The organism is Pseudomonas sp. TUM25319 (assembly GCF_056388475.1).
The window spans coordinates 4,033,880-4,056,925 of record NZ_CM150751.1; the positions used below are offsets into that span (position 1 = coordinate 4,033,880).

The 23,046-nt window shown below is 64.9% G+C and carries 18 protein-coding genes and 1 pseudogene; 9 read left to right on the forward strand and 10 right to left on the reverse strand.

The genetic code is table 11. From position 1 onward, the window contains the following. Positions 1 to 59 precede the first annotated feature (59 nt). Complete coding sequence (locus AC05QJ_RS18635; protein WP_476742766.1) at positions 60 to 2,357, reverse strand: fatty acid cis/trans isomerase; 2,298 nt, start codon at positions 2,355 to 2,357, stop codon at positions 60 to 62. A gap of 159 nt (positions 2,358 to 2,516) precedes the next feature. On the opposite strand from AC05QJ_RS18635, the gene metH reads away from it, so the two are divergent. Then, on the forward strand, positions 2,517 to 6,224 hold the full coding sequence (gene metH, locus AC05QJ_RS18640; RefSeq protein WP_476742767.1) for a methionine synthase: 3,708 nt from the start codon (positions 2,517 to 2,519) through the stop codon (positions 6,222 to 6,224). Between the two features lie 197 nt (positions 6,225 to 6,421). Here metH and AC05QJ_RS18645 read toward each other — a convergent pair whose 3' ends face one another. Then, positions 6,422 to 7,171, reverse strand: coding sequence for a PDC sensor domain-containing protein (locus AC05QJ_RS18645; RefSeq protein ID WP_476742768.1), 750 nt, complete (start codon positions 7,169 to 7,171; stop codon positions 6,422 to 6,424). Between the two features lie 54 nt (positions 7,172 to 7,225). Beyond that, positions 7,226 to 7,978 carry a FadR/GntR family transcriptional regulator gene (locus tag AC05QJ_RS18650; RefSeq protein ID WP_476742769.1) on the reverse strand — a complete coding sequence of 251 codons (753 nt, stop codon included), beginning with the start codon at positions 7,976 to 7,978 and terminating at the stop codon, positions 7,226 to 7,228. Positions 7,979 to 8,207: 229 nt separating this feature from the next. On the opposite strand from AC05QJ_RS18650, the gene AC05QJ_RS18655 reads away from it, so the two are divergent. The 5 genes from AC05QJ_RS18655 (at position 8,208) to AC05QJ_RS18675 (ending at position 13,673) form a co-directional block, all read left to right on the forward strand. Then, the gene (locus tag AC05QJ_RS18655; RefSeq protein WP_476742770.1) at positions 8,208 to 9,632 is read left to right on the forward strand and encodes a gamma-aminobutyraldehyde dehydrogenase; all 1,425 of its coding nucleotides are present in this window, start codon (positions 8,208 to 8,210) and stop codon (positions 9,630 to 9,632) included. A 144-nt stretch (positions 9,633 to 9,776) separates the two neighbouring features. Beyond that, positions 9,777 to 10,382 carry a dimethylamine monooxygenase subunit DmmA family protein gene (locus tag AC05QJ_RS18660; RefSeq protein WP_476742771.1) on the forward strand — a complete coding sequence of 202 codons (606 nt, stop codon included), beginning with the start codon at positions 9,777 to 9,779 and terminating at the stop codon, positions 10,380 to 10,382. Further along, entirely contained in the window at positions 10,379 to 11,347 is a 969-nt protein-coding gene (locus AC05QJ_RS18665; RefSeq protein WP_476742772.1) for a PDR/VanB family oxidoreductase, read from the forward strand. The genes AC05QJ_RS18660 and AC05QJ_RS18665 overlap by 4 nt, the downstream gene beginning before the upstream one ends. 15 nt (positions 11,348 to 11,362) lie before the next feature. Continuing rightward, complete coding sequence (locus tag AC05QJ_RS18670; RefSeq protein ID WP_476742773.1) at positions 11,363 to 12,412, forward strand: heme-dependent oxidative N-demethylase family protein; 1,050 nt, start codon at positions 11,363 to 11,365, stop codon at positions 12,410 to 12,412. A gap of 58 nt (positions 12,413 to 12,470) precedes the next feature. Then, positions 12,471 to 13,673: an MFS transporter gene (locus AC05QJ_RS18675; protein ID WP_476742774.1), complete on the forward strand. Its 1,203-nt coding sequence runs from the start codon at positions 12,471 to 12,473 to the stop codon at positions 13,671 to 13,673. Positions 13,674 to 14,006: 333 nt separating this feature from the next. Here the strand turns inward: AC05QJ_RS18675 and AC05QJ_RS18680 are convergent, their stop codons facing one another. The 6 genes and pseudogenes from AC05QJ_RS18680 to pedF all read right to left on the reverse strand — a co-directional run bounded on the left by AC05QJ_RS18680 (position 14,007) and on the right by pedF (position 18,653). Continuing rightward, positions 14,007 to 14,546, reverse strand: a complete 540-nt coding sequence (locus AC05QJ_RS18680; protein WP_476747961.1) for a methyl-accepting chemotaxis protein — start codon at positions 14,544 to 14,546, stop codon at positions 14,007 to 14,009. Then, positions 14,544 to 15,398: pseudogene (locus AC05QJ_RS18685) on the reverse strand (PAS domain-containing protein); the annotation flags it as partial. The gene AC05QJ_RS18680 and the pseudogene AC05QJ_RS18685, both read right to left, overlap by 3 nt. 19 nt (positions 15,399 to 15,417) lie before the next feature. After that, a complete protein-coding gene (gntR, locus tag AC05QJ_RS18690) occupies positions 15,418 to 16,437 on the reverse strand; it encodes an HTH-type transcriptional regulator GntR (RefSeq protein ID WP_476742775.1) in 1,020 nt (339 codons plus the stop codon). Positions 16,438 to 16,508: 71 nt separating this feature from the next. After that, positions 16,509 to 17,435 carry a quinoprotein relay system zinc metallohydrolase 1 gene (locus tag AC05QJ_RS18695; protein ID WP_476742776.1) on the reverse strand — a complete coding sequence of 309 codons (927 nt, stop codon included), beginning with the start codon at positions 17,433 to 17,435 and terminating at the stop codon, positions 16,509 to 16,511. 8 nt (positions 17,436 to 17,443) lie between these two features. Continuing rightward, positions 17,444 to 18,211, reverse strand: a complete 768-nt coding sequence (locus AC05QJ_RS18700; RefSeq protein ID WP_476742777.1) for a quinoprotein dehydrogenase-associated SoxYZ-like carrier — start codon at positions 18,209 to 18,211, stop codon at positions 17,444 to 17,446. A 4-nt stretch (positions 18,212 to 18,215) separates the two neighbouring features. Further along, on the reverse strand, positions 18,216 to 18,653 hold the full coding sequence (gene pedF / locus AC05QJ_RS18705; protein ID WP_476742778.1) for a cytochrome c-550 PedF: 438 nt from the start codon (positions 18,651 to 18,653) through the stop codon (positions 18,216 to 18,218). 353 nt (positions 18,654 to 19,006) lie between these two features. On the opposite strand from pedF, the gene exaA reads away from it, so the two are divergent. Then, the gene (exaA, locus tag AC05QJ_RS18710; protein WP_476747962.1) at positions 19,007 to 20,797 is read left to right on the forward strand and encodes a quinoprotein ethanol dehydrogenase; all 1,791 of its coding nucleotides are present in this window, start codon (positions 19,007 to 19,009) and stop codon (positions 20,795 to 20,797) included. A 60-nt stretch (positions 20,798 to 20,857) separates the two neighbouring features. After that, a complete protein-coding gene (locus AC05QJ_RS18715) occupies positions 20,858 to 21,514 on the forward strand; it encodes a pentapeptide repeat-containing protein (RefSeq protein WP_476742779.1) in 657 nt (218 codons plus the stop codon). Positions 21,515 to 21,670: 156 nt separating this feature from the next. Here AC05QJ_RS18715 and AC05QJ_RS18720 read toward each other — a convergent pair whose 3' ends face one another. Further along, positions 21,671 to 22,303, reverse strand: coding sequence for a response regulator (locus AC05QJ_RS18720; protein WP_476742780.1), 633 nt, complete (start codon positions 22,301 to 22,303; stop codon positions 21,671 to 21,673). A 149-nt stretch (positions 22,304 to 22,452) separates the two neighbouring features. Here AC05QJ_RS18720 and AC05QJ_RS18725 point away from each other — a divergent pair, with 149 nt between their 5' ends. Beyond that, positions 22,453 to 23,010, forward strand: a complete 558-nt coding sequence (locus AC05QJ_RS18725) for a PQQ-dependent catabolism-associated CXXCW motif protein (protein WP_476747963.1) — start codon at positions 22,453 to 22,455, stop codon at positions 23,008 to 23,010. Positions 23,011 to 23,046 lie beyond the last annotated feature (36 nt).

A 23,046-nucleotide genomic window follows, 5' to 3' on the forward strand; every position in this document is an offset into this window, starting at 1 on the left:
GTCCGCGGCGCGAGTGCTTTTTCTTGCAGCTTACAGCTTGAAGCTTGAAGCTTGCCGCTTCAAAGGTTCTCGTAGCGGTTCATGTCCAGCACCCCGGCCTCCACCGGATCGGTCTCCTGGATATAGGCATTCAGGTCATGGAAGTACTGCCAGAACTGCGGATGGCTGCGGCGCACGCCCCAGCGCATGACGATCCGCTCGAACTTCGCCGTGTCGTCCCGCGCCGCTTCCAGGTCCTCGACGAACTCCGGCACATCGCTGGCCGGCACGTTGAACATAAAGTTCGGGTAGCTGCTCATCACCCCCGGATAGATCGTCAGGGTGTCCAGCCCCGGCTGGTAGCGGTACGCCTCGCCAAGCATGAACGCCACGTTGCTGTGGGCGCGGTTACGCAACAGGCTGTAGACCTGCCGTTTGCCGCCCTGCCCTTCGATGCGCAGCATGGTTGCCTCGGGCAACTGGTTGATCACCTTCAGCCCCGCTGCCGGCCGTGAGGCCAGGCGGCTCAGCGCCTGCTCCACATCACGGAACTCCTCGCTCACGTTCGGCCGCGAGCAATAGGCACCGCTGCAGCGGTTGATCGGATCGGGCGCGGCATTGAGGCTGCCGGTGCGCTCGATCAGCTTGAGGCCGAAGTCGCGCACCGAATGGTGCAGATCGAGCTTCAGCGCGCTCGGCGTGCTGGTGTCGATCTCCTCGTAGTCCATCCACATCTTCACCTTGCCGCTGTTCTGGTACCAGTCACTGAGAATGGCACCGCGCTTGTTGGCCGGCATCAGGCGCAGGAAGTTGACCTCGGCGCCGTTGCGGATCAGGTCGAAGTACAGCCGGGTCTGGGCCTGGTGCGAGACGTTGCCGTACACGTCGAAATTGACCGCCAACTGGTAGTAGGTGCGCTCGAACAACGGGTAGTCGAACAGCCACATGGTCAGCGGCACGTCGCCGATCAGGCCCTTGGTCACCGAAGCGCTGTCGAAATGCCGGAAGATGGTCAGCAGCGCGTTGTCGTTGCCGGCCCACAGGGTCGACCAGCTGGGCGGCGGCATGTCGGCGTAGGTGTCGCGGCGCAGGCTTTCATACTCGTTGCGCTTGTCGCGATAGGCGTGCCACAGGCTGAGAATGCTGCCAACGTCGTCGATCTGGCCAGGCATCGCCAGCAGCGGCGTGGCTTCCTCGCGGTATTTGGCATCGGTGATGTAGCGGTCGTGAGCCGGTTCCTGGAACAGTGCCCAGAAGTTGTCGCGGATCACGTCGGTGGCGATCTGGCCGCGGCAGACCGGGCCACGGATGAAGGTGCGGACAAAGTACTCGGCGTTATCCAGCATGAACTGGTAACGGGCCACCGCCGGGATGGCCTCGAAGGTCTCGAACGGGTTGGAGCGGTGCCGCGGCCCGTAGCCCGGCAGCGCGGCGGCATGCCACTCGCCGCTGTAGAACAGCTGCTTCACGCGCTTGAGCTTCTGCGGCCCCATCGGGTAGGTGATGTGGGTCTTGTGCACGATCACGCCCTGCACCGGCATCAGGCGGTAATAGAAATCGGTGCCCGGCGGGTCGTTGGGACGGCGCGTGGCGATGATGTCCACCGGCTGCCCGCTGGGCGTGCGCGAACGCACCCACTGGAAGAAATGCCCCGGTTCACCGCCGACAAAATGGATGTGGGCAAGGAACAGGTGCTCGTACAACCAGCGTCCCACCAGTGCTTCGGTGGAACCGGGACGGTTGAGCAACTCTTCCCAGTCGGCGATCTGCGCCGCTTCCTTCGCGCTCGGCTGCACCGGGTTGTGCTCAACCGGCGCGCCCTGGGCCAGCCAGCGCTGCAGGGTCTGGTACTGGGCGTCGGTGAGGCCGGTCACCGCCAGCGGCATGCCTTCCTGGGGATGGGCCTTGGCGTAGCCATCGAACTCGCCGGGCAGCGGACACATGTTCTCGCGGTTGAGGCCCAGCACGATGTTGTCGGGGATCTTCTGGTTGGGTACCAGCGGCTTGGCATGGCCCAGCTCCAGCATCCGCGCCATCAGCGCGGCCTGGCTGCCCTGGTTGTCCAGCACCGAACTGAAGCCCAGCTTCTGCCAGGCCGGACCGCTGGCGTCGTAGAACAGCCGGGTCGGCGCCACCGCCTTGCTGCGATCGCCCTGGTACACGGGGATTTTCGACGCGCCGCGGCTGGCGCCCTCGGCGCTGCCGAGGTTCAACTGGCAGGCCGCGTCGTTGCAGGCATGGCAAGCCACGCACTTCTCGGTGAAGATCGGCTGGATGTCCCGGGTGTAGGAAATCGCCGGAGCGTTCTGGGGGGCTTGCCCTAGCGCCGCGCTACTGATGAGCAGAGCGAAGGCGCCGGCAAGAAAGCGATGCACCATGTGCCGTATGTCCTGGTTTTTGATAGCTATTCACGATTCTACTGGTGGACTGCGGTGCCAACATGAATGAAATTCATGCAAATGTGCGACGCGTCTAAAAAGCGCGCAGCTTTGTTATCATCCCGCAACTTTCGTCTTTGTCTGACCCAGGTAGTTCCAATGTCTGACCGCAGCGCTCGTTTCCAAGCACTTCAGCAAGCACTCAAAGAGCGCATCCTGATTCTCGATGGCGGCATGGGTACTATGATCCAAAGCTATCGACTTGAGGAAGCAGACTATCGTGGCACGCGCTTCGCCGACTGGCCGAGCGACGTCAAGGGCAACAACGACCTGCTGCTGCTCAGCCGCCCGGACGTGATTGCCGCCATCGAGAAGGCCTACCTGGATGCGGGTGCCGACATCCTCGAGACCAACACCTTCAACGCCACGCAGATTTCCCAGGCCGACTACGGTATGGAAGAGCTGGTGTACGAGCTCAACGTCGAGGGTGCGCGCATCGCCCGCCAGGTCGCCGATGCCAAGACCCTCGAAACCCCCGACAAGCCGCGCTTCGTCGCCGGCGTGCTCGGCCCGACTAGCCGCACCTGTTCGATTTCCCCGGACGTCAACGACCCCGGCTACCGCAACGTCACCTTCGACGAACTGGTCACCAACTACATCGAAGCGACCCGCGGCCTGATCGAGGGCGGCGCCGACCTGATCCTCATCGAGACCATCTTCGACACCCTCAACGCCAAGGCGGCGATCTTCGCCGTGCAGCAGGTGTTCGAGGACGACGGCATCGAACTGCCGATCATGATCTCCGGCACTATCACCGACGCCTCCGGCCGCACTCTGTCGGGCCAGACCACCGAAGCCTTCTGGAACTCGGTGCGCCACGCCAACCCGATCTCGGTCGGCCTGAACTGCGCCCTGGGTGCCAAGGACCTGCGTCCGTATCTGGAAGAGCTGTCGACCAAGGCCGGCACCCACGTGTCCGCGCACCCCAACGCCGGCCTGCCCAACGCCTTCGGCGAGTACGACGAGACCCCGGCGGAAATGGCCGTGGTGGTCGAGGAGTTCGCTGCCAGCGGCTTCCTCAACATCATCGGCGGCTGCTGCGGCACCACGCCGGGCCATATCCAGGCGATCGCCGAGGCAGTGGCCAAGTACAAGCCGCGGGTCATTCCGGACATTCCCAAGGCCTGTCGCCTGTCGGGCCTGGAGCCCTTCACCATCGACCGCAACTCGCTGTTCGTGAACGTCGGCGAGCGCACCAACATCACCGGTTCCGCCAAGTTCGCCCGGCTGATCCGCGAGGAAAACTACACCGAGGCCCTGGAAGTCGCCCTGCAGCAGGTCGAGGCCGGTGCCCAGGTGATCGACATCAACATGGACGAAGGGATGCTCGACTCCCAGGCCGCCATGGTCCGCTTCCTCAACCTGATTGCCGGCGAGCCGGACATTTCCCGCGTACCGATCATGATCGACTCCTCCAAGTGGGAAGTGATCGAGGCGGGCCTGAAGTGCATCCAGGGCAAGGGCATCGTCAACTCCATCTCGATGAAGGAAGGCGTGGAAGCCTTCAAGCATCACGCCAAGCTGTGCAAGCGCTATGGCGCCGCCGTGGTGGTGATGGCCTTCGACGAAGTCGGCCAGGCCGACACTGCCGACCGCAAGCGCGAGATCTGCCAGCGCAGCTACGACATCCTGGTCAATGAAGTCGGCTTCCCGCCGGAAGACATCATCTTCGACCCGAACATCTTCGCCGTCGCCACCGGCATCGAAGAGCACAACAACTACGCCGTGGACTTCATCGAAGCCTGCGCGTACATCCGCGACCACCTGCCCTACGCGCTGTCGTCGGGCGGCGTGTCCAACGTGTCGTTCTCGTTCCGTGGCAACAACCCGGTGCGCGAGGCGATCCACTCGGTGTTCCTCTACCACGCCATCCAGAACGGCCTGACCATGGGTATCGTCAACGCCGGCCAGCTGGAGATCTACGACGAGATCCCGCCGGCGCTGCGCGAGCGGGTCGAGGACGTGGTGCTCAACCGCACCCCGGAAGGCACCGACGCCCTGCTGGCCATCGCCGACGACTACAAGGGCGGCGGCGCGGCCAAGGAAGTGGAAAACGAAGAGTGGCGCTCGCTGCCGGTCGAGAAGCGCCTGGAACATGCGCTGGTGAAAGGCATCACCGCCTACATCGTCGAAGACACCGAGCTGTGCCGCCAGCAGTGCGCACGGCCCATCGAAGTGATCGAAGGCCCGCTGATGAGCGGGATGAACGTGGTCGGCGACCTGTTCGGCGCCGGCAAGATGTTCCTGCCCCAGGTGGTGAAGTCCGCCCGGGTGATGAAGCAGGCGGTAGCCCACCTGATTCCGTTCATCGAAGAAGAGAAAGGCGACAAGCCGGAAGCCAAGGGCAAGATCCTCATGGCCACGGTCAAGGGCGATGTCCACGACATCGGCAAGAACATCGTCGGCGTGGTGCTGGGCTGCAACGGCTACGACATCGTCGACCTCGGCGTGATGGTGCCGGCGGAAAAGATCCTGCAGGTCGCCCGCGACGAAAAATGCGACATCATCGGCCTGTCCGGGCTGATCACCCCGTCGCTGGACGAGATGGTCCACGTCGCCCGCGAAATGCAGCGCCAGGACTTCCACCTGCCGCTGATGATCGGCGGCGCCACCACCTCCAAGGCCCACACCGCGGTGAAGATCGAGCCGCGCTACAGCAACGACGCGGTCGTCTACGTCACCGACGCCTCCCGCGCCGTGGGTGTGGCCACGCAATTGCTGTCGAAGGAGCTCAAGCCGGCCTTCGTGCAGAAAACCCGCGAAGAATACGTTGACGTCCGTGAGCGCACCGCCAACCGCAGCGCCCGTACCGAGCGCCTGAGCTACGCCCAGTCGGTCGCCGCCAAGCCGCAATACGACTGGGCTGGCTACCAGCCGGCAGTCCCGACCTTCACCGGTGTGAAGGTGCTGGAAGACATCGACCTGAACGTGCTGGCCGACTACATCGACTGGACGCCGTTCTTCATTTCCTGGGACCTGGCCGGCAAGTTCCCGCGCATCCTCACCGATGAGGTGGTAGGTGAAGCAGCAACTGCGCTGTACGCCGATGCCCGACAGATGCTGAGCAAGCTGATCGACGAGAAGCTGATCAGCGCCCGTGCGGTGTTCGGCTTCTGGCCGGCCAACCAGGTGGCCGACGACGATATCGAGGTCTACGGTGACGACGGCCAACCACTGGCGCGCCTGCACCACCTGCGCCAGCAGACCATCAAGCCGGACAACAAGCCCAACTTCAGCCTGGCCGACTTCGTCGCGCCGAAGGACAGCGGCCTGACTGACTACGTCGGTGGTTTTATCACCACCGCCGGCATTGGCGCCGAGGAAGTGGCCAAGGCTTATCAGGACAAGGGCGACGACTACAGCTCGATCATGGTCAAGGCCCTTGCCGACCGCCTGGCCGAAGCCTGCGCCGAGTGGCTGCACGAGCAAGTGCGGAAAAACTACTGGGGCTACGCCAAGGACGAGCACCTGGACAACGAAGCGCTGATCAAGGAGCAGTACGCCGGTATCCGCCCTGCCCCGGGCTACCCGGCCTGCCCGGACCACACCGAGAAGGCAACCCTGTTCCGCCTGCTGGACGGCACCGCCATTGGCGAAACCGGCCCGAGCGGCGTGTTCCTCACCGAACACTTCGCCATGTTCCCGGCGGCGGCGGTCAGCGGCTGGTACTTCGCCCATCCGCAGGCGCAGTACTTCGCCGTCGGCAAGGTCGACAAGGACCAGATCGAAAGCTACAGCGCGCGTAAAGCGCAGGACGTGTCGGTCAGCGAGCGCTGGCTGGCGCCGAACCTGGGTTACGAAAGCTGACAGGGCGGCGTCCGGCCTGAGCCGGCCTCATCGCTGGCAAGCGGAGCGCCGCCCGGGCAGCTCCCACAAGGTCCGGGCCAACCCCACTGCCCGGCCCGGACGCAAGCCCCGTGGGAGCTGGCCTTGCCAGCGATGAGGCCGGCACAGGCTCCCTCCAAGGACCGGACCAACCGCAGCCCAGGCCAGACCCAAGCCCCTCACGCCTTGCTGCGCAACCCCGGCAAGCGCACCAGCGACCAGCCGGTTTCCGACTCCGACAGGGTCAGGCGAATCTGATCCAGTTGCAGCGTATTGAGCCGTGTACTCACCAGCTCGCCCACCATCCAGTTCGCCGTATTGGCAGCGATCACCCGCCCCTCGGCGGACAGCAGCACCGCCTCATGGTCCAGACGCATCAGGCTGCGCACCAGCAGCCGCTCGACGTTGTGCAACGACAGGTCCAGCCCCGCCACGCCAATGAACCGCCCGCCCACCAGGATCGGCATGGTGAAGGTCAGCACGTACAGGTTGGTGCCGTAGAGGTCCACGTATGGCCCTTCCACCACGCTCCTGCCGGTATCCCGCGGACGGCTGTACCAGGGCATTTCGGTGTAGTCGTAGTAGTTCTCGCGACGCTGGTCGAAGTTGGGCCGCAGCGGCAGGGTCTTGCCGCCATCGGCCAGGTACCACCATTCCAGGTGCATCTCCCGGTCGGCCAGGCCATTGGGCTCGACGATCACGCCGCCGCCACAGCCAAAGGCACCGGTCGCCAGCAGTTGCCGGTCGATGGCCGGACGCAGTGACGCCAGGTCTTTCGCCGCAGGCTGGCGACCCTCGGCCAGTACCCGCTCCCAGAGTTCACGGGTTTCCTCCACCAGTTGGCGGACCTGGCTGAAGATGGTCCCCAATGTGCTGTCCAACTGCTGGGCGCAGGCCGAGAAGGACGCGTTGTCGCTCAGGGTAAACATGGCATTACCTCACGCAGGTTCGGCTTTTCTTCTTATGGGATCGGGTACAGCGGTTCAGTCGTCGTCCGAGCTCGCCAGCAATTCCAGGCGCAGGCTGATCAGGCGCTTGATGCCGCGGCTGACATGAGCCTCGGCCAGAGCGCCGGCCAGCACCGCATCGCCGGCCACCAGTGCCTGCAGAATGGCCTGGTGCTCGTGCTCCACCAGGGTGATATCGCCACCACCGGCGGCTTCCATCCACAACAGCTCGCCGACTTCCGATTGCAGGCGCATCTCGGCATTGGTCAGGCGCAGCGACTGGGCCGCCGCCGCGACTTCGATATGAAAGCGCGCATCGGCGCGGTGCCGGGCCAGACGCGAGCCGGCCTGGCGCAGCATGTCGATATGGTGGGCGATCCGCGTCTGCTGCTCCGGTGAACTGCGCTTGGCCGCCAGGCGCGCAGCCGTGCCGGAAATGGCCGTCTGCTCATCACCCAGGTCGCGCAGGTCGGGACCGCTCATGTCACGCAGGCGCTGCAGCAGCAAGGCTTCCGGCAATTCCACCGGGGCGCAGACGAAGCTGCCGCCATTGCGACCACGGCGGGTTTCGATCAGCCCGCGCTGGCGCAGCGTCACCAGCGCCTCACGCAACGTGACCGTGGCCACCCCCAATTGCAACGCCAGTTCCGATTCGCTGGGCAACTGCTGCCCTTCGGCAAACAGCCCCAGCTCGATGGCTTCTACCAGCCTGCGCGCCACCTCATCGGTGCGCCCCTCCTGGCGCAGCCGGATAAAGGCGGTGTTACGGGCACTATTCAGGGCAGTCATTGCCTCTCCCTATCGAGCTTTGCAGAGACTCGGCTAAAAATTCGGTTTCGCATCTTATAGCGAACCACAGTTGTCGTGATAGCGCCTTATGACCTTCTGGTAACAACAAATCGCTGCTTGCAGGCTAGCAGACAAATTTAAGATATGGTTTTATATGTTTAAGCCTTGCGCAGGCCCTCCGTGAACCTGTGCGCCTGTATTCGTCAATAACTCCAAGCAGGAATACGCAATGCAAACCCGACTCCTGATCAACGGCCAACTGGTCGAAGGCCAAGGCAGCCCCTACGCGGTCTACAACCCGTCCGAGGGCTCGGTGGTGGTGAACATCCCCGAAGCCAGCGCCGCCCAGGTGGATGCCGCCGTGCAGGCTGCCGACCTGGCCTTCGACGGCTGGTCGCAGACCGCGCCGAAAGACCGCGCGCACCTGCTGCTGAAACTGGCCGACCGCATCGAAGCCCAAGGCGAGCACCTGGCCCGCCTGGAGTCGCTGAACTGCGGCAAGCCCTACGCTGCCGCGCTGAACGACGAGATCCCTGCGATCGCCGACGTGTTCCGCTACTTCGCCGGCGCCAGTCGCTGCCTGTCCGGCTCCGCCGGCGGCGAGTACCTGCCCGGCCATACCTCGATGATCCGCCGCGATCCGCTGGGCGTGATCGCCTCCATCGCGCCGTGGAACTACCCGCTGATGATGGTCGCCTGGAAACTCGCCCCCGCCCTCGCCGCCGGCAACACCGTGGTGCTCAAGCCCTCGGAGCAGACGCCGCTGACCGCCCTGGCCCTGGGCGAAATCATCGCCGAGCTGTTCCCCGCCGGCGTGGTCAACATCCTCTTCGGCCGCGGCCCGAGCGTCGGCGAGCCACTGGTCAACCACGCCAGGGTGCGCATGGTGTCGCTGACCGGCTCGGTCGCCACGGGTGCGCGGATCATTGCCAGCACCGCCAGCAGCGTCAAACGCACCCACATGGAACTGGGCGGCAAGGCCCCGGTACTGATCTTCGATGACGCCGATATCGACGCCGCCGTCGAGGGCATCCGCGCCTTCGCCTTCTACAACGCCGGCCAGGACTGCACCGCCGCCTGCCGCCTGTACGTGCAGAAAGGCGCCTACGAGCGCTTCGTCAGCCAGTTGGGCGAGGCTGTCGGCAGCCTGCGCATGGGCCTGCAGGATGATCCGGACACCGAACTCGGCCCGCTGATCACCCGCGATCACCTGGAACGCGTGGCCGGCTTCGTCGAGCGTGCCAAGGCCCAGCCGCACATCCGCGTCATTACCGGTGGAAACCGGGTCGACGGCCCGGGCTTCTTCTTCGAGCCAACCGTGCTGGCTGACGCCCTTCAGGATGACGAGATCGTCCAGCGTGAAGTGTTCGGCCCCGTGGTCAGCGTCACCCCGTTCGACGACGAAGCGCAGGCCCTGGCCTGGGCCAACGACTCCGACTACGGCCTGGCCTCCTCGGTGTGGACCCGCGATGTCGGCCGCGCCAACCGCCTGGCCGCACGCCTGCAGTACGGCTGCACCTGGGTCAACACCCACTTCATGCTGGTCAGCGAAATGCCCCACGGCGGCATGAAGCAGTCCGGCTACGGCAAGGACATGTCGATGTACGGCCTGGAAGACTACACCTGCGTCCGCCACGTCATGTTCAAGCACTGATTTCCCCGTTCTGACTGATGAAAACGCCCATCGTGGGCGGCCGAAACAAAACATATAAAACCATAGGCAATATGGCATAGGCGGTTTTCTGCTGACGCCATAGCCCTCCCGGTTCGCCGGGAGGGTGAATGACGAGGTATCACCATGCTTATCACCGGCATCAAGAGCCGCCCGGTCTACGACCGGCTGCAACCCATGGCGGGTGGCCTGCGCCACCTGATCGCGGGTCAGGGCAGCGGCGGCGCGGCGATGTTGCGCCTGATCGCGGACATGTCCGCCGAGCAACGGCACAACAGCACCCTGCTCTACTCCACCGAATCCTTCTCCGGGCACGATCACCTGCAAGCCCTGCAACAGGCCGAGGCGGCGGGGCTCGAAGTGTTCCCCAGCAACCAGGCACTGATCACCGCCCTGCGCGCCCGCCTCGAAGATGCGCGCATGGGCACCCGCCTGTACCTCAGTGGCTCGGAAAGCTTCATCGGCACCGCCATGCAGGCCGCCAACGCGGTCGACCTGAACCGCGACGAAGTGCTGCGCGAACACAGCGGCACCCTGGTTCGCCGCGTCTGGTGCGCCCACTGCGACACCTACACCGAAAACGTCACCCACCGCGTCTTCACCTGCCCCGGTTGCCAGCTCGACCTGGTGGTGCGCGATCACTATTCCCGCCGCCTGGCCGCCTTCCAGGGCATCAAGGCCGATGGCGAAGTCCCGGGCGAACTGCCGGCTGCCGAGGAGCTCGACACATGAATACCCATAACGGCACCCTGGCCGTGCGCGTGGCCCGCATCGAGACGCTGACCCCGGAAATCACCCGTTTCACCCTGGTCGATCCCGACGGCAAGCACCTGCCGGCCTTCTCCGGCGGCAGCCACGTGGTGGTGGTCCTCGAAGGCGCTGACAAGACCCACCGCAACGCCTACTCGTTGATGGGCTCACCCTACGACTCCAGCGCCTACCAGATCGCCGTGCGCCGGGTGACCGACGGCCGTGGCGGCTCGCGCTTCCTGCACGACAGCGTCCGCGAAGGCGATCTGCTGCAGATCCTCCAGCCGGCCAACCTGTTCCCGCTGGCCAGGCACGCCCGTCAGCACCTGTTCATCGCCGGTGGCGTCGGCATCACTCCGGTGTACTCGCAACTGGAAGAGCTGGAGCTGAAGAACGCCACCTTCGAGCTGCACCTGGCCGTGCGCGGGCCGGAACACACCGCCCTGGGTCGCGAGCTGCAGGCGAAGTACGGTGCCCGGGTGCACCTCTACGTGCAGGGCCAGGACGAGCGCATGGACATCCCGCGCATCCTCTTCGGCCGTCCGCTGGGCAGCCACGTCTACGTCTGCGGTCCCGACAGCATGATCGACGACACCGTCGAAAGCGCCCATGTGCTGGGCTGGACCGACAGCCACATCCACTACGAGCGCTTCGTCGAACAAGGCTCCAGCGGCCAGCCGTTCAGCGTCACCCTCGCCCGCCAGGGCGTGACCCTCGAAGTCCCCGCCGAGCAATCCCTGCTCGAAGCCGCCGAGCAGGCGGGCTACAAGGTGCCGTACCTGTGCCGTGGCGGCGCCTGCGGTTATTGCGAGACCGAAGTGCTGGAAGTGGACGGTGAGCTGGACCACCGCGACGACTGGCTGAGCGAAGAAGACAAGCTGAGCAAGCGCAAATTCATGCCGTGCGTATCCCGGGCGAGCTGCAGCCGCCTGGTCGTGGACCTCTGAGACAGGACAACAACAATGACCGTATTCAAGCCGATCGAAAGCTACGCCGACCTCGACACCCGGGGCTTCACCTACAGCAACAGCCGCGACGCGGTGCTGCGCCTGCCCTTCCCTTATCCGGAAGACCAGTACATGTACTCGATGAACGTCGAGCCCCATGTGCCCTTCGGCAACGGTGCCCTGCGCGCCCAGTTCGACATCGACGAGCACTACATCTCCGAGTGCCATCACCGTGCGCAGATCCTCGACAGCCAGCCGGGCATCCACTACGCCGCGCTGCCGCACATGATGGAAGCCCAGTGGGACCTGCTGGAACTGCTGATGGAGTCCTATTCGCGGGACTTCCCCGAGCACTTCAGCCTGGAGAAGAAAGGCAGCCAGTGGCGCTGGATCAACCGCCCGCTGCAACTGGACGACACCTTCACCTTCGGTGACGCCAGCACCCTGCCGATGGACCCGATGGAGTACATCACCCGTCAGGCCCAGGGCGAGTTCATCCTGCTCGAAGAGCGCGACGACACCCTGGTGATGGGCGCCGGCATGGCCACCCAGCGCGCCGACTACTCGCTGCGCTTCAACCTGGGCATGAGCTTCATGGAGTTCCACGGCCCGGTGCCGAAGCTGCATGAAATGGGCATCCTCCAGCGCGCCCTGAAGTTCCTCCTGCGTCTGCGTCCGGGCCACCCGGTGCGCCGCACCAACTGGTCGATCACCGTCAACCCGCGCCTGGAAACCTCCGCCGAGACCCTGCCGGACTGGGCCCCGGACCGTACCACCGTGACCGCGGAAAACGCCGGCGAGCTGGTCAACCTGCGGATCGAACTGCAGCCGCTGCACCGCCTGCCGCGCAGCAATGCCGTGCTGTTCCCGGTGCGCACCTACCTGGTCAGCCTGCAGCAACTGGCCGAGTTCGCGCCGCAGTGGGCCAAACGCATGCACCGAGTGATCCGCGACCTGGACCAGGAGCTGGTGGACTACAAGGGCTTCACCCGCTACCGGGACGCCATGGTGACCTGGCTGTCGCAATACGACGACGGCACGCCAGTCGACGAAAGTCAGCAGTAAAACTTGGATAGCGCGCCGATAATGGCGCGCTTTTTTGCGTGCAAACCGGGATTACACAATGAAAACAATACGCAACGTCCTGCCTGAAAGCTGGAGCCTGGTGTTCTCCGCCGCCGCCGCGGCCTACGGTGTCGGGCTGCTGGGGCTGTGGGCCCTGCCGTTCCTGATCAGCGCCATCATCCACGACCTGCACTTCAACGAGGCCCAGGCCGGGCTGCTGATGTCGGCGGAGTTCGGCTTCACCATGCTCGCCTCCCTGCTGGTGGCGCCGTTCATGGGCCGCGCCCCGCGTCGCACCCTGGCGCTGGGCGGCGCCCTGCTGGCGATCGCCGCCAACCTCGCCAGTGCCCACCTCGACAATCTCTATGCCCTCACCACCATGCGCTGCGTCGCCGGCATCGGCGCGGGCCTGGCCCTGGCCTGCGGCAACGCCGCGGTGTCCAGCGCGAAACACCCCGACCGCGTCGCCGGGCACATGAACGTGCTGTCGGTGCTGCTGATGATCGTGGTCATGCTCGGCTACGCCAAGGTCATGGCGCTGTATGGCCTGTCCGGCCTGTACTACGCGATGGCGGCGACCATGGCGGTGATGCTGCTGGCGATCCCGGCGATGCAGCAGCGAGCGCCCGTCACCGAGCCGGTGGTGACCCTCACGGGCAGCAAGGGCCAGGGCAATGTCCTGCTCAGCCTGCCGGCGATCTGCATGATGCTGGCGATGTTCGTGTTCCAGGCTCGCGACACCATGGGCTGGGCGTTCGTCGAACGCATCGGCACCCTGGTCGGCTACAGCGGCGACGAGCTGGGTGTGCTGTTGTCGGTGCAATCAGTGGTCGGCCTGATCGGCCCGCTGCTGGCAGCGATGATCGGCAAGCGCTTCGGCATGAGCACGCCGGTGATCCTGGCCGTGCTGCTGACCGGCGCCACCAGCCTGAGCTATGTGCTGGGCGAGCACTCCAAAACCCTGTACACCGCTGGCGTGATGACCATCTGCATCACCTATTTCTATGCCCTGAGCTACCTGACCGGCCTGGCGGCAGAATTGGATCGCGAGGGTCGCGTAGTGGCGGCGGCCGGTAGCTTCCTCAGCCTGGGCCTGGCGGTGGGGCCGGCGATTTCCGGTGGGTTGATCTCGCTGGGCGGCTTCACCCTGGCGGCCTGGGGGATTGGCGTGACGGTTGTGCTGACCCTGGCGCTGGTCAGCGTGCCGCTGGCGCGGATTCGTCGGGAGCATGTGGTGGCGCAGTTGGCAGCCGCAGTCTGAAAAATCTCGTAGGAGCGGCTTCAGCCGCGATTGGGCGCGAAGCGGCCACAAAACCTGTGTCCCGGCTATGCCAGCCAGATCGGGGACTCAGGTTTTACGACGGCTGCGCCGCCGTTCGCGGCTGAAGCCGCTCCTACGGGTTTCGTGCAGTACCTGCCACCACTGGTGATATGCCCTGAGCTACCTGACGGACCTGATGTCGGGACCTCGTGGGAGCGGCTTCAGCCGCGATTGGGCGCGTAGCGGCCACAAAACCTGTGCCCCGGATGTGCCAGCCAGATCGGGGACTCAGGTTTTACGACGGCTGCGCCGCTCCTACGGGTTTCGCCACCACTAGTGAAGTTGCAAGGTCGAGTTGATCTGGCTGATCGCATCCACCACATGCTGCGACCCCTGCTGGATTTCCAGGATCACTTCTCCGGCCTCATTGGCCAGTTCCACCCCGAGGCCGGTGCGGCTCAGGCTCGACTGCATGCTGGCCACCGCATTCAGCGACAGGTCATGGTTCTGCCGCACCACCTCGACGATCTCCAGGGTCGCCTTGCTGGTGCGCGCCGCCAGGTTGCGCACCTCGTCGGCCACCACGGCGAAACCACGCCCGTGCTCGCCGGCCCGCGCCGCTTCGATGGCCGCATTGAGCGCCAGCAGGTTGGTCTGGTCGGCAATGCCACGAATGGTCTGGACGATCTGCCCGATCAGCTCCGACTGGCGGTTCACCGCGTCGATGCTGCGCGCCGCTTCGTTGAGGTCATGGGAAATCTCTTCGATCACATGCACGGTCTGCTGCACCACCTCCGAGCCCTTGCGCGCACAGGCATCGTTCTGCACCGAGGTGGCATGGGCGGCCTCGGCGGCCGATTGCTGGGTACACACCTGCTGGGTGATGTCGCTAGCGAACTTGACCACCTTGGACAACCGGCCCTTGGTGTCGAAAATCGGGTTGTAGGACGCCTCCAGGTACACCATCTGCCCCAGCTTGTTGACCCGTTCGAAGCGGTGCGAATGGTATTCGCCGCGATTGAGCGAGGCCCAGAACGCCTTGTAGGCCGGCGACTCGCTTTCGCTCTTGTGGCAGAACAGGCTGTGGTGCTGGCCCACCACTTCGTCGAGGCGGTAGCGCATGGTGTTGAGGAAGTTGTCGTTGGCCTTGATCACGCGCCCGTCGGGGGTGAACTCGATCACCGCCATGGACCGCCCGATGGCCTCCAGCATGCAGTCGGCCTCGTGCTCGTGGACCACCCGCTCGGTAATGTCCGAGGCCACCTTGATGATGCTGCTGACCTGCCCGCCAGGACCGAACACCGGCATGTAGCTGGCTTCCAACCACATTTCCTTGTGCTGGCGGTTGAGCCGCAGGAAGGTGCCGCTGCGCGGCTCGCCACGCGCCAGGTCACGCCAGAGCTGGCGATATTCCTCGGTCTTGGCGTAGGCCTCTTCGCAGAAGAGGCGGTGATGCTGGCCACGAATCTCGTCGAGGCTATAGCCCATGGCCTTGCAAAAGTGGGGGTTGGCGTCGAGTACTACTCCATCGGGGCTGAACTCGATCATCGCCATGGATCGGCTGATCGCTGCCAGTTTTGCGTTGGCTTCGGCCAACATCCGATTACACCGCTCGATTTCTGCTAGATCGGCTTTGCGATGGGAGTCAAACATGTCGCGCTCACTCCATGGGCGGAATTGAGCTAAGCGTAGATAGGCCAAAGCGCCGTGCAAGCGGTCTGCCATCACCGCCCGTCGGCTTGATTCAGCTGCTTTCCCGCACCATCAGCTCGAAACCGAGGTCGTGTGACGCCACCTGGGCCGTTTTGCCATCGAGCCGCGCCAGCAGCGCCAGGGCCGCGTGATGGCCCACCGCAGCCCGGGGCGTGCGGATCGAGGTCAGGCGCGGCACCAGGTGGGCCGAGGCCGGCAGGTCGTTGAAACCGACCATCGCCACCTGCTCCGGCACGGCAATACCCTGGCGCCGGGCCTGGTAGATGGCGCCCTGGGCCAGGTCATCGTTGCAGAAGAAGATCCCGTCGATATCGCCATGACGCGCCAGCAACTGGCTGAACAGCTCGCCGCCCAGGCCAATGGAGGACGGCTCCGGCACCAGCAGTTCCAGCGCCGGATCGTAAAGCCCGGCATCAGCCAGTCCCTGACGGAAACCGGCGGCGCGCTGCATCACCCGTGCATCCAGTTGCGCGGCGATGAAACCCAGGCGCCGCCGGCCCCGTTCGAGCAGGTGGCGGGCCACGGCGCGCCCGGCATCCTCCTGGGAGAAGCCCACCGAGCAGGCCCCCGGCTCGCCGCCCAGTTCCATCATGTGCACGCAGGGCACGCGGCTGGCGGCGAGCATCTGCCGCGCCGCTTCGCTGCGCTCGAAGCCAGTCAGCAGCAGGCCGCGGGGCTGGTAAGCGAGGTAGTTGCGGATCAGGTTCTCTTCGATGGCAGCGTCGTAGTGGTAGTTGCCGATCAACACTTCCAGGCCGCGTGGGCGCAGCACATCGTGGATCGCGTCGAGGGTCTCGACGAACAACTGGTTGGACAGCGACGGAATCAGCACCACCACCGACTGGCTCTGCGCCGAGGCCAGCGCACGGGCCGCCGGATTGGCGACGTAGCCCAGCTCGGCCGCCGCCGCCCTGACCTTCTCCACCAGCGCCGGCGCCACCGTGGCCACGCCGCGCAGGGCACGGGACACGGTGATGGGGGAAACCCCGGAAAGCCGGGCGACTTCGGCCAGGGTCGGGCGTCCTGTGGTGCGGGAGGTGCTGCGGCTCATGGAAACTCGGGCAAGGGCATGGAAAGCCGGCAAGGTTAGTGGGCCATTCCCGCACTGGCAAGGAACGGCCGCTACTGTTCGACCCGACTCATGACCGCCGCTTCGTAGCGCGGATACAGATGGGTCACGCTGCGGATCAGTTCGTACTGGGTGAGGCTGATCGAGGCGAAGCGCTCGGGAATCGGCGTGGCGATCACCTCGTTCATGTCCAGCCCGTGGGCCGCGCTGTCGCGCAGCAGGTCATCGAGCCAGCCCAGGTAATCGACCATCTGGTCGAACGGCCCGCGGTCGCGGCTCACCGGGCCGTGTCCCGGCACCAGAACCTTCCAGTCCAGCCGTTGCAGTTGCCGCAGGTCGTCGACCCACTGCACCAGTCCCGGGCTGTGGGGCGTGGTCAGGGCGCGCTGGTAGAACAGCAGGTCGCCAGCGAACAGCACGCCGGTCTTTTCGTCCAGCACCGCCAGGTCTGCGCCGCTGTGGCCACTGAACGCCAACAGCTTCAGCGGGTGCGAACCGAAGCGCCTGTCGCCGGGTTGCAACGCCTGGTCCGGCAGGCGTACCTCGGTGCCGCGCATCCAGTCGCCGACCATGCGGTACATGTTCTCGGCCAGCGCATCACCCTCCTTCGCCAGTTGCTCGGTAGTACCCGGCAAGGCGCCGATGGGCACGTCGGTGAAGGCCTGGTTGCCCAGGGCATGATCGGGATGGTGATGGGTGATCAGCACCTGCACCACCGGCTTGTCGGTGACGCTGCCGATGGCCTCGCGCAGCGCCTTGCCATAGCGCAGCGACGGACCGCTGTCGATCACCACCACACCGTCCTCGCTGACGATGAACCCGGTATTGACGATATTGCCGCCATTGTTCCGGGAGAAGTTCTCGGTGCTGCCTTCCAGCACATAGGTGTCCGCCGCGATCTGGCGCGGCTGCAGACGGTAGTCCAGCTCCGCCAGGCTCGGCAGGCTGACAAGGCTCAACAGGCACAACAAGGCACGCATCAAGGACCTCACTCGATAGCGGCGTCGAAGCCGTTGCCGTTGTTGTCACGCAGGCTCAGGCGTACCGGGCCGGGACGGCGCAGGTCGAACGACAGGCTGGGGTTTTCGCTCACCGCCGGAAACAGCTCGAGGGTCGCCAGGGACTGGCCCTGGGCGTCGAACAGTTCGGCGTGCTCGATGAAGAATTCCGGAATCCCGGCCATCAGGCCGTTATCCATGGGGTGCGAGACCGACAGGCGCAAGCGGCTGAAGTCCTCGCGAGGGTAGCGTCCGCCGAGTACCTGGCCGAGCCGCTCTTCCCAGCCCGGCTGGCTGCGCGCCACGCTGGGTGCGGTGCAACCGCCACCGGCGGCATCGATCAGGGTCGAGCCGACATGCCAGACGCCATCCTCGGTCTGCACGGCGGCGCGCAACGGCGTGGCCTGTTCGATCCGGATGCGGATCGCCAGCCACGGCAGCACCTCGGGGCCCGGAGCGAAATCGACGACCCGCGGTATCGGGTTCAGTTCTGCCCAGACCAGCATGCGTTTGACCCGGCCCGGCAGGCCGCGGGCATCCACCTGCAGCGGCACTTGCCGGGCGTCCTCGGCGAACGGCGGTGCAACGACCCTGACCCGCTCGTCGAAGCGGTACGGCTCGTCGCCAATCCATTGTTTTCGGTAGAACTCCCACATCACCGAGGGCACCGGGTCGGGGCCCGGGTCCAGGCTGGATGCAGGGGCGTATGCCGGAGCGCCCGCGAGCAACGCCACCAGCAACAACGACACCCGGCCCATGGCATCACTCCGAGACGTGGACGCTGTCCAGGTAGGTCCGCACGGCCCAGAGCGCTTCCTGGCTCAGGTAGTCGGCCATCTTCGGCATGTACACGCGACCGTCGCGCACCGAGCCGTGACGCACACGCTCGACGAACCACTCGTCACCGCTGGCGCCTTCGTCGAGCAGCCGCAGGTCAGGAGCGATGCCACCGGACTTGGCTTCCAGGCCATGGCAGGCCGCGCAGTTCTGGTTGTAGGCCGAGGCACCGATGCTCACCGCCTCGTCGTGGTCCTTGCTGTTGCGGTACGGGTTTTCCGTCCGCCATTCCTCACCGAGCTTTTCCAGGTTGCCGGTGTTGACCGCCGTCGGCGTCACGTTGCCGTGGGCCATGACCGCCCCCGCGCTCATCAGACCGGTGATCAGGACGGCGCTCATCCAGGCGTTTTTCACTGTTGTCATTGTTCTGCCCTCGACTACTTCAGGTTGCACGATTTGCACGCGAAAACCTCTCTGGCGAAAGGTTCTGCGGCCATCTTAGGAAGCACCCGATGCAGGCCCCATGCTGCTTTGGTGGTCGCGGTCTACTCCGTTGGTAGTAGCGCTTGTGGGGCAGTGCCAAATCATGCCCGGACCGGGAAGTTTTCCCGGCGAAGGCGGGAGTTTTTCCGTATCTCGGGCGGCGCTGGCGTTCCAGTCTATGCAGGCCAAAACCTCCATTGGGAAACACCAACATGACAATAAGATCGTTACCCGCCGCTCTCTCTCCTCTGTCTCTGGCCGTGCAGGCCGTGCTGCTGGTCAGCACCCTGGCCATGGCCCCTGCCAGCCAGGCCAAGCCCGTGACCTGGGAAGACATCGCCAACGACCACAAGACCACCAACAACGTGCTGCAATACGGCATGGGCACCAACGCCCAGCGCTGGAGCCCACTGGCGGCGGTCAACGACAAGAACGTGTTCAAGCTGACCCCGGCCTGGTCGTACTCGTTCGGCGACGAGAAGCAGCGTGGACAGGAGTCGCAAGCGATCGTCAACGACGGCGTCGTCTACGTCACCGGCTCCTACTCGCGGGTCTTCGCCCTCGATGCCAAGACCGGCAAGCGCCTGTGGACCTACAACCACCGCCTGCCGGACAACATTCGCCCTTGCTGTGACGTGGTCAACCGCGGTGCAGCGATCTTCGGCGACAAGATCTACTTCGGCACCCTCGACGCCCAGCTGGTCGCCCTGAACAAGGACACCGGCAAGGTCGTGTGGAAGAAGAAGTTCGGCGATCACTCCGCCGGCTACACCATGACCGGCGCGCCAACCCTGATCAAGGACGGCAAGACCGGCAAGGTCCTGCTGATCCACGGCAGCTCCGGCGACGAATTCGGCGTGGTGGGCCAGCTGTATGCCCGCGACCCGGAAACCGGTGAAGAAGTCTGGATGCGTCCGTTCGTCGAAGGCCACATGGGCCGCCTGAACGGCAAGGACAGCACCCCGACGGGTGACGTCAAGGCACCGTCCTGGCCGGATGATCCGAGCACCGAGACCGGCAAGGTCGAAGCCTGGAGCCACGGCGGCGGTGCCCCATGGCAGAGCGCGAGCTTCGATGCCGAAACCAACACCATCATCGTCGGTGCCGGCAACCCGGGCCCATGGAACACCTGGGCGCGGACCTCGAAAGACGGCAACCCGCACGACTACGACAGCCTCTACACCTCGGGCCAGGTCGGCGTCGATCCGAGCACCGGTGAAGTGAAGTGGTTCTACCAGCACACCCCGAACGATGCCTGGGACTTCTCCGGCAACAACGAACTGGTGCTGTTCGACTACAAGGACAAGAACGGCAAGCAGTTCAAGGCCACCGCCCACGCCGACCGCAACGGCTTCTTCTATGTGGTCGACCGTACCAACGGCAAGCTGCAGAACGCCTTCCCGTTCGCCGACAACATCACCTGGGCCAGCCACATCGACCTGAAGACCGGTCGCCCGGTGGAAAACGAAGGCCAGCGTCCGCCGAAGCCTGCGCCAGGCGAAACCAAGGGCAAGTCGGTGGAAGTCTCGCCGCCGTTCCTGGGTGGCAAGAACTGGAACCCGATGGCCTACAGCCAGGACACTGGCCTGTTCTACGTGCCGTCCAACCAGTGGAAAGAGGAATACTGGACCGAAGAGGTCAACTACAAGAAAGGCTCCGCCTACCTGGGCATGGGCTTCCGTATCAAACGCATGTATGAAGACCACGTAGGTTCCCTGCGCGCCATGGACCCGACCACCGGCAAGATGGTCTGGGAACACAAGGAACGCCTGCCACTGTGGGCTGGCGTACTGGCAACCAAGGGCAACCTGGTGTTCACCGGTACCGGCGACGGCTACTTCAAGGCGTTCAACGCCAAGACCGGCGAGGAGCTGTGGAAATTCCAGACCGGCAGCGGCATCGTTTCGCCGCCCATCACCTGGGAGCAGGACGGCGAGCAGTACATCGGTGTGACCGTCGGTTACGGCGGCGCGGTCCCACTGTGGGGCGGCGACATGGCCGAGCTGACCAAGCCGGTGGCACAGGGCGGTTCGTTCTGGGTGTTCAAGATCCCGAGCTGGGACACCAAGACCGCACAGCGTTGATCTGAGCTAGACGAGGGGGGCCTGACAGCCCCCCTTTCGCTTTCTTCCCAGGAGATGCCCATGAAATTCCTGCCTCTGCTCCTCACCCTCGCCATCACCCCCGCCTTCGCCGTGATCGCCGACGATGGTGACGACGACAAGCCGCTGGTCATCAACGGCTGCGTGATCCAGCCGCAAAGCCAGTGCCCCAACGCCAACCTCGAAGGTGCCGACCTCAACAACCAGGACATGACCAAGATGAACCTGGCCGGGGCCAACCTCAAAGGCGCCGACCTGCGCCATGCCACCCTCGACCTTGCCAACCTGGAAAAGGCCCAGTTGCAGGGTGCCAACCTCAACCGTGCCAGCCTGCAACAGAGCAACCTGCGCATCGCCGACCTGACCGGTGCCAGCCTGATCGCCAGCCAGGCCTGGGGCATGTTCGCCCAGGGCGCGAAGTTCAACGATGCCAACCTCAGCGGCGCCTACCTGGAGTTCGCCCGCCTGTCCGGGGCCAAGCTGCACAACGCCAACCTGCAGGCCGCCGACCTGGAAATGACCTGGCTGAGCCGAGCCGACCTCAATGGCGCCAAGCTCAACGATGCCAACCTGCAGGAAGCCAAGTTCGGCGAAAGCAACCTGGAAAAGGCCGACCTGCGCGGGACGCGGGTGCACTATGCGAACTTCCAGGATGCCAATATGGAAGGCTGCGAGGGGTGTCCCAAGACCTGGGACTGAGGCGGTTGCAAGCTACAAGCTACAAGCTACAAGCTACAAGCCAGAGCAGTTCGTGTGCAGTCTCTGGGCTTGTAGCCTTATCGTCCGGCCTCCGAGGGAGTGCTTTTAGCTTGCGGCTTGCGGCTTGCGGCTTGCAGCTTGCAGCTTGCAACTCGCTCAGGCAGCGATCCTGAGCAATCCGGTCTCGATCGCCAGATGCACCAGCTCCGCATGGGAACTGACCTGCAGCTTGCTCTTGAGCACCGTCAGGTAGTTGGACACGGTCTTGCCGCTCAGGCACAGGTGCTCGGCGATCATCCGCATCGAGGTGCCCTTGGCCAGCATCAGGAAGATCTCGGTCTCGCGCTGGGTCAGACCGCTCAATCGAGCGTCCTTGTCCTCGGCGCGGTGCGGCTGGGTGGCCAACTGGGTGGCCAGGGCCTGTTCGATATAGGCATGCCCGGCCAGCACCCGGCGTACCGCTTCGAGCAAGGTCGCCGGCGCCACCGCTTTGGACAGAAAACCACAGGCTCCCGCATCCAGTGCCTGGCGCACCAGTCCCAGTTCGGTGTGCTCGCTGAAGAACAGCACCCGCAGTTGCGGCAGGCGCTGGCGCAGGCGGCGGGTGGTTTCCAGGCCGCTGATGCCGGGCAGGTCGAAATCCATCAGAACCAGGCCCGGCACCTGTTCCTGTACCCGCTGCAGGGCCTCTTCGCCCGAGGCGGCTTCCCGTACCGGCAGCTCCTCGGCCAGTACGGCACGCAGGCCCACCCGCAGCATGGGGTGGTCGTCAACCAGCAGAATGTCCATCGGCGTCGTTCTCGTTGTTGTTCGCCACACCCCATGCTAGAGCCGTCCCCGGGCCGATCGCCTACTACTTTGGTAGCGCTTTTGCTGTCGATGGTCGCATTCACAAAGCTGCGCTACTGACCTGTAATACCGGCATAACAAAAACGAGACTGCCGACCATGCTGCCCCGCGTCCTGTCCACAATCGCCGGCCTCACCCTGTCCGGCCTGCTTGCCGGCACTGCCCTGGCCGACACGCCCCTGTTCTCCGCCGACGGCTACCGCGCCGGCCTCTACCGCAGCCCCACGCCCGCCTCCGCCGAGGTTGCCGAAACCGTCGATACGGCGAAGCTACAGGCGCTGATGGCGGCGCAGCCGGATACCCTGCTGATCGACGTCTACAAGCGCCAGTACCTCAACGGCCAGTTCATCGACAGCGAAGCCCACGCCAACCTGCCTGGCAGCCACTGGCTGGCCAATACCGGCGATGGCGCCCTGGACGCGCAATGGTCGGCCTACTTCAGCCGCCACCTGGAGCGCCTGAGCGCCGGCAACCGCCAGCGGCCCATCGTGTTCTACTGCCGTTCCGACTGCTGGCTGAGCTGGAACGCGGTCAAGCGCGCCACGGCGCTGGGCTACTCGCGGCTGTACTGGTACCGTGATGGCCTGGATGCCTGGGAAGCCGCCGGCCTGCCCGTGGTTGCCGCCACGCCCGAGGTCTTCCCCTGAACGACGATTCCTTGCGGTCAACGCCAAAAACAATAA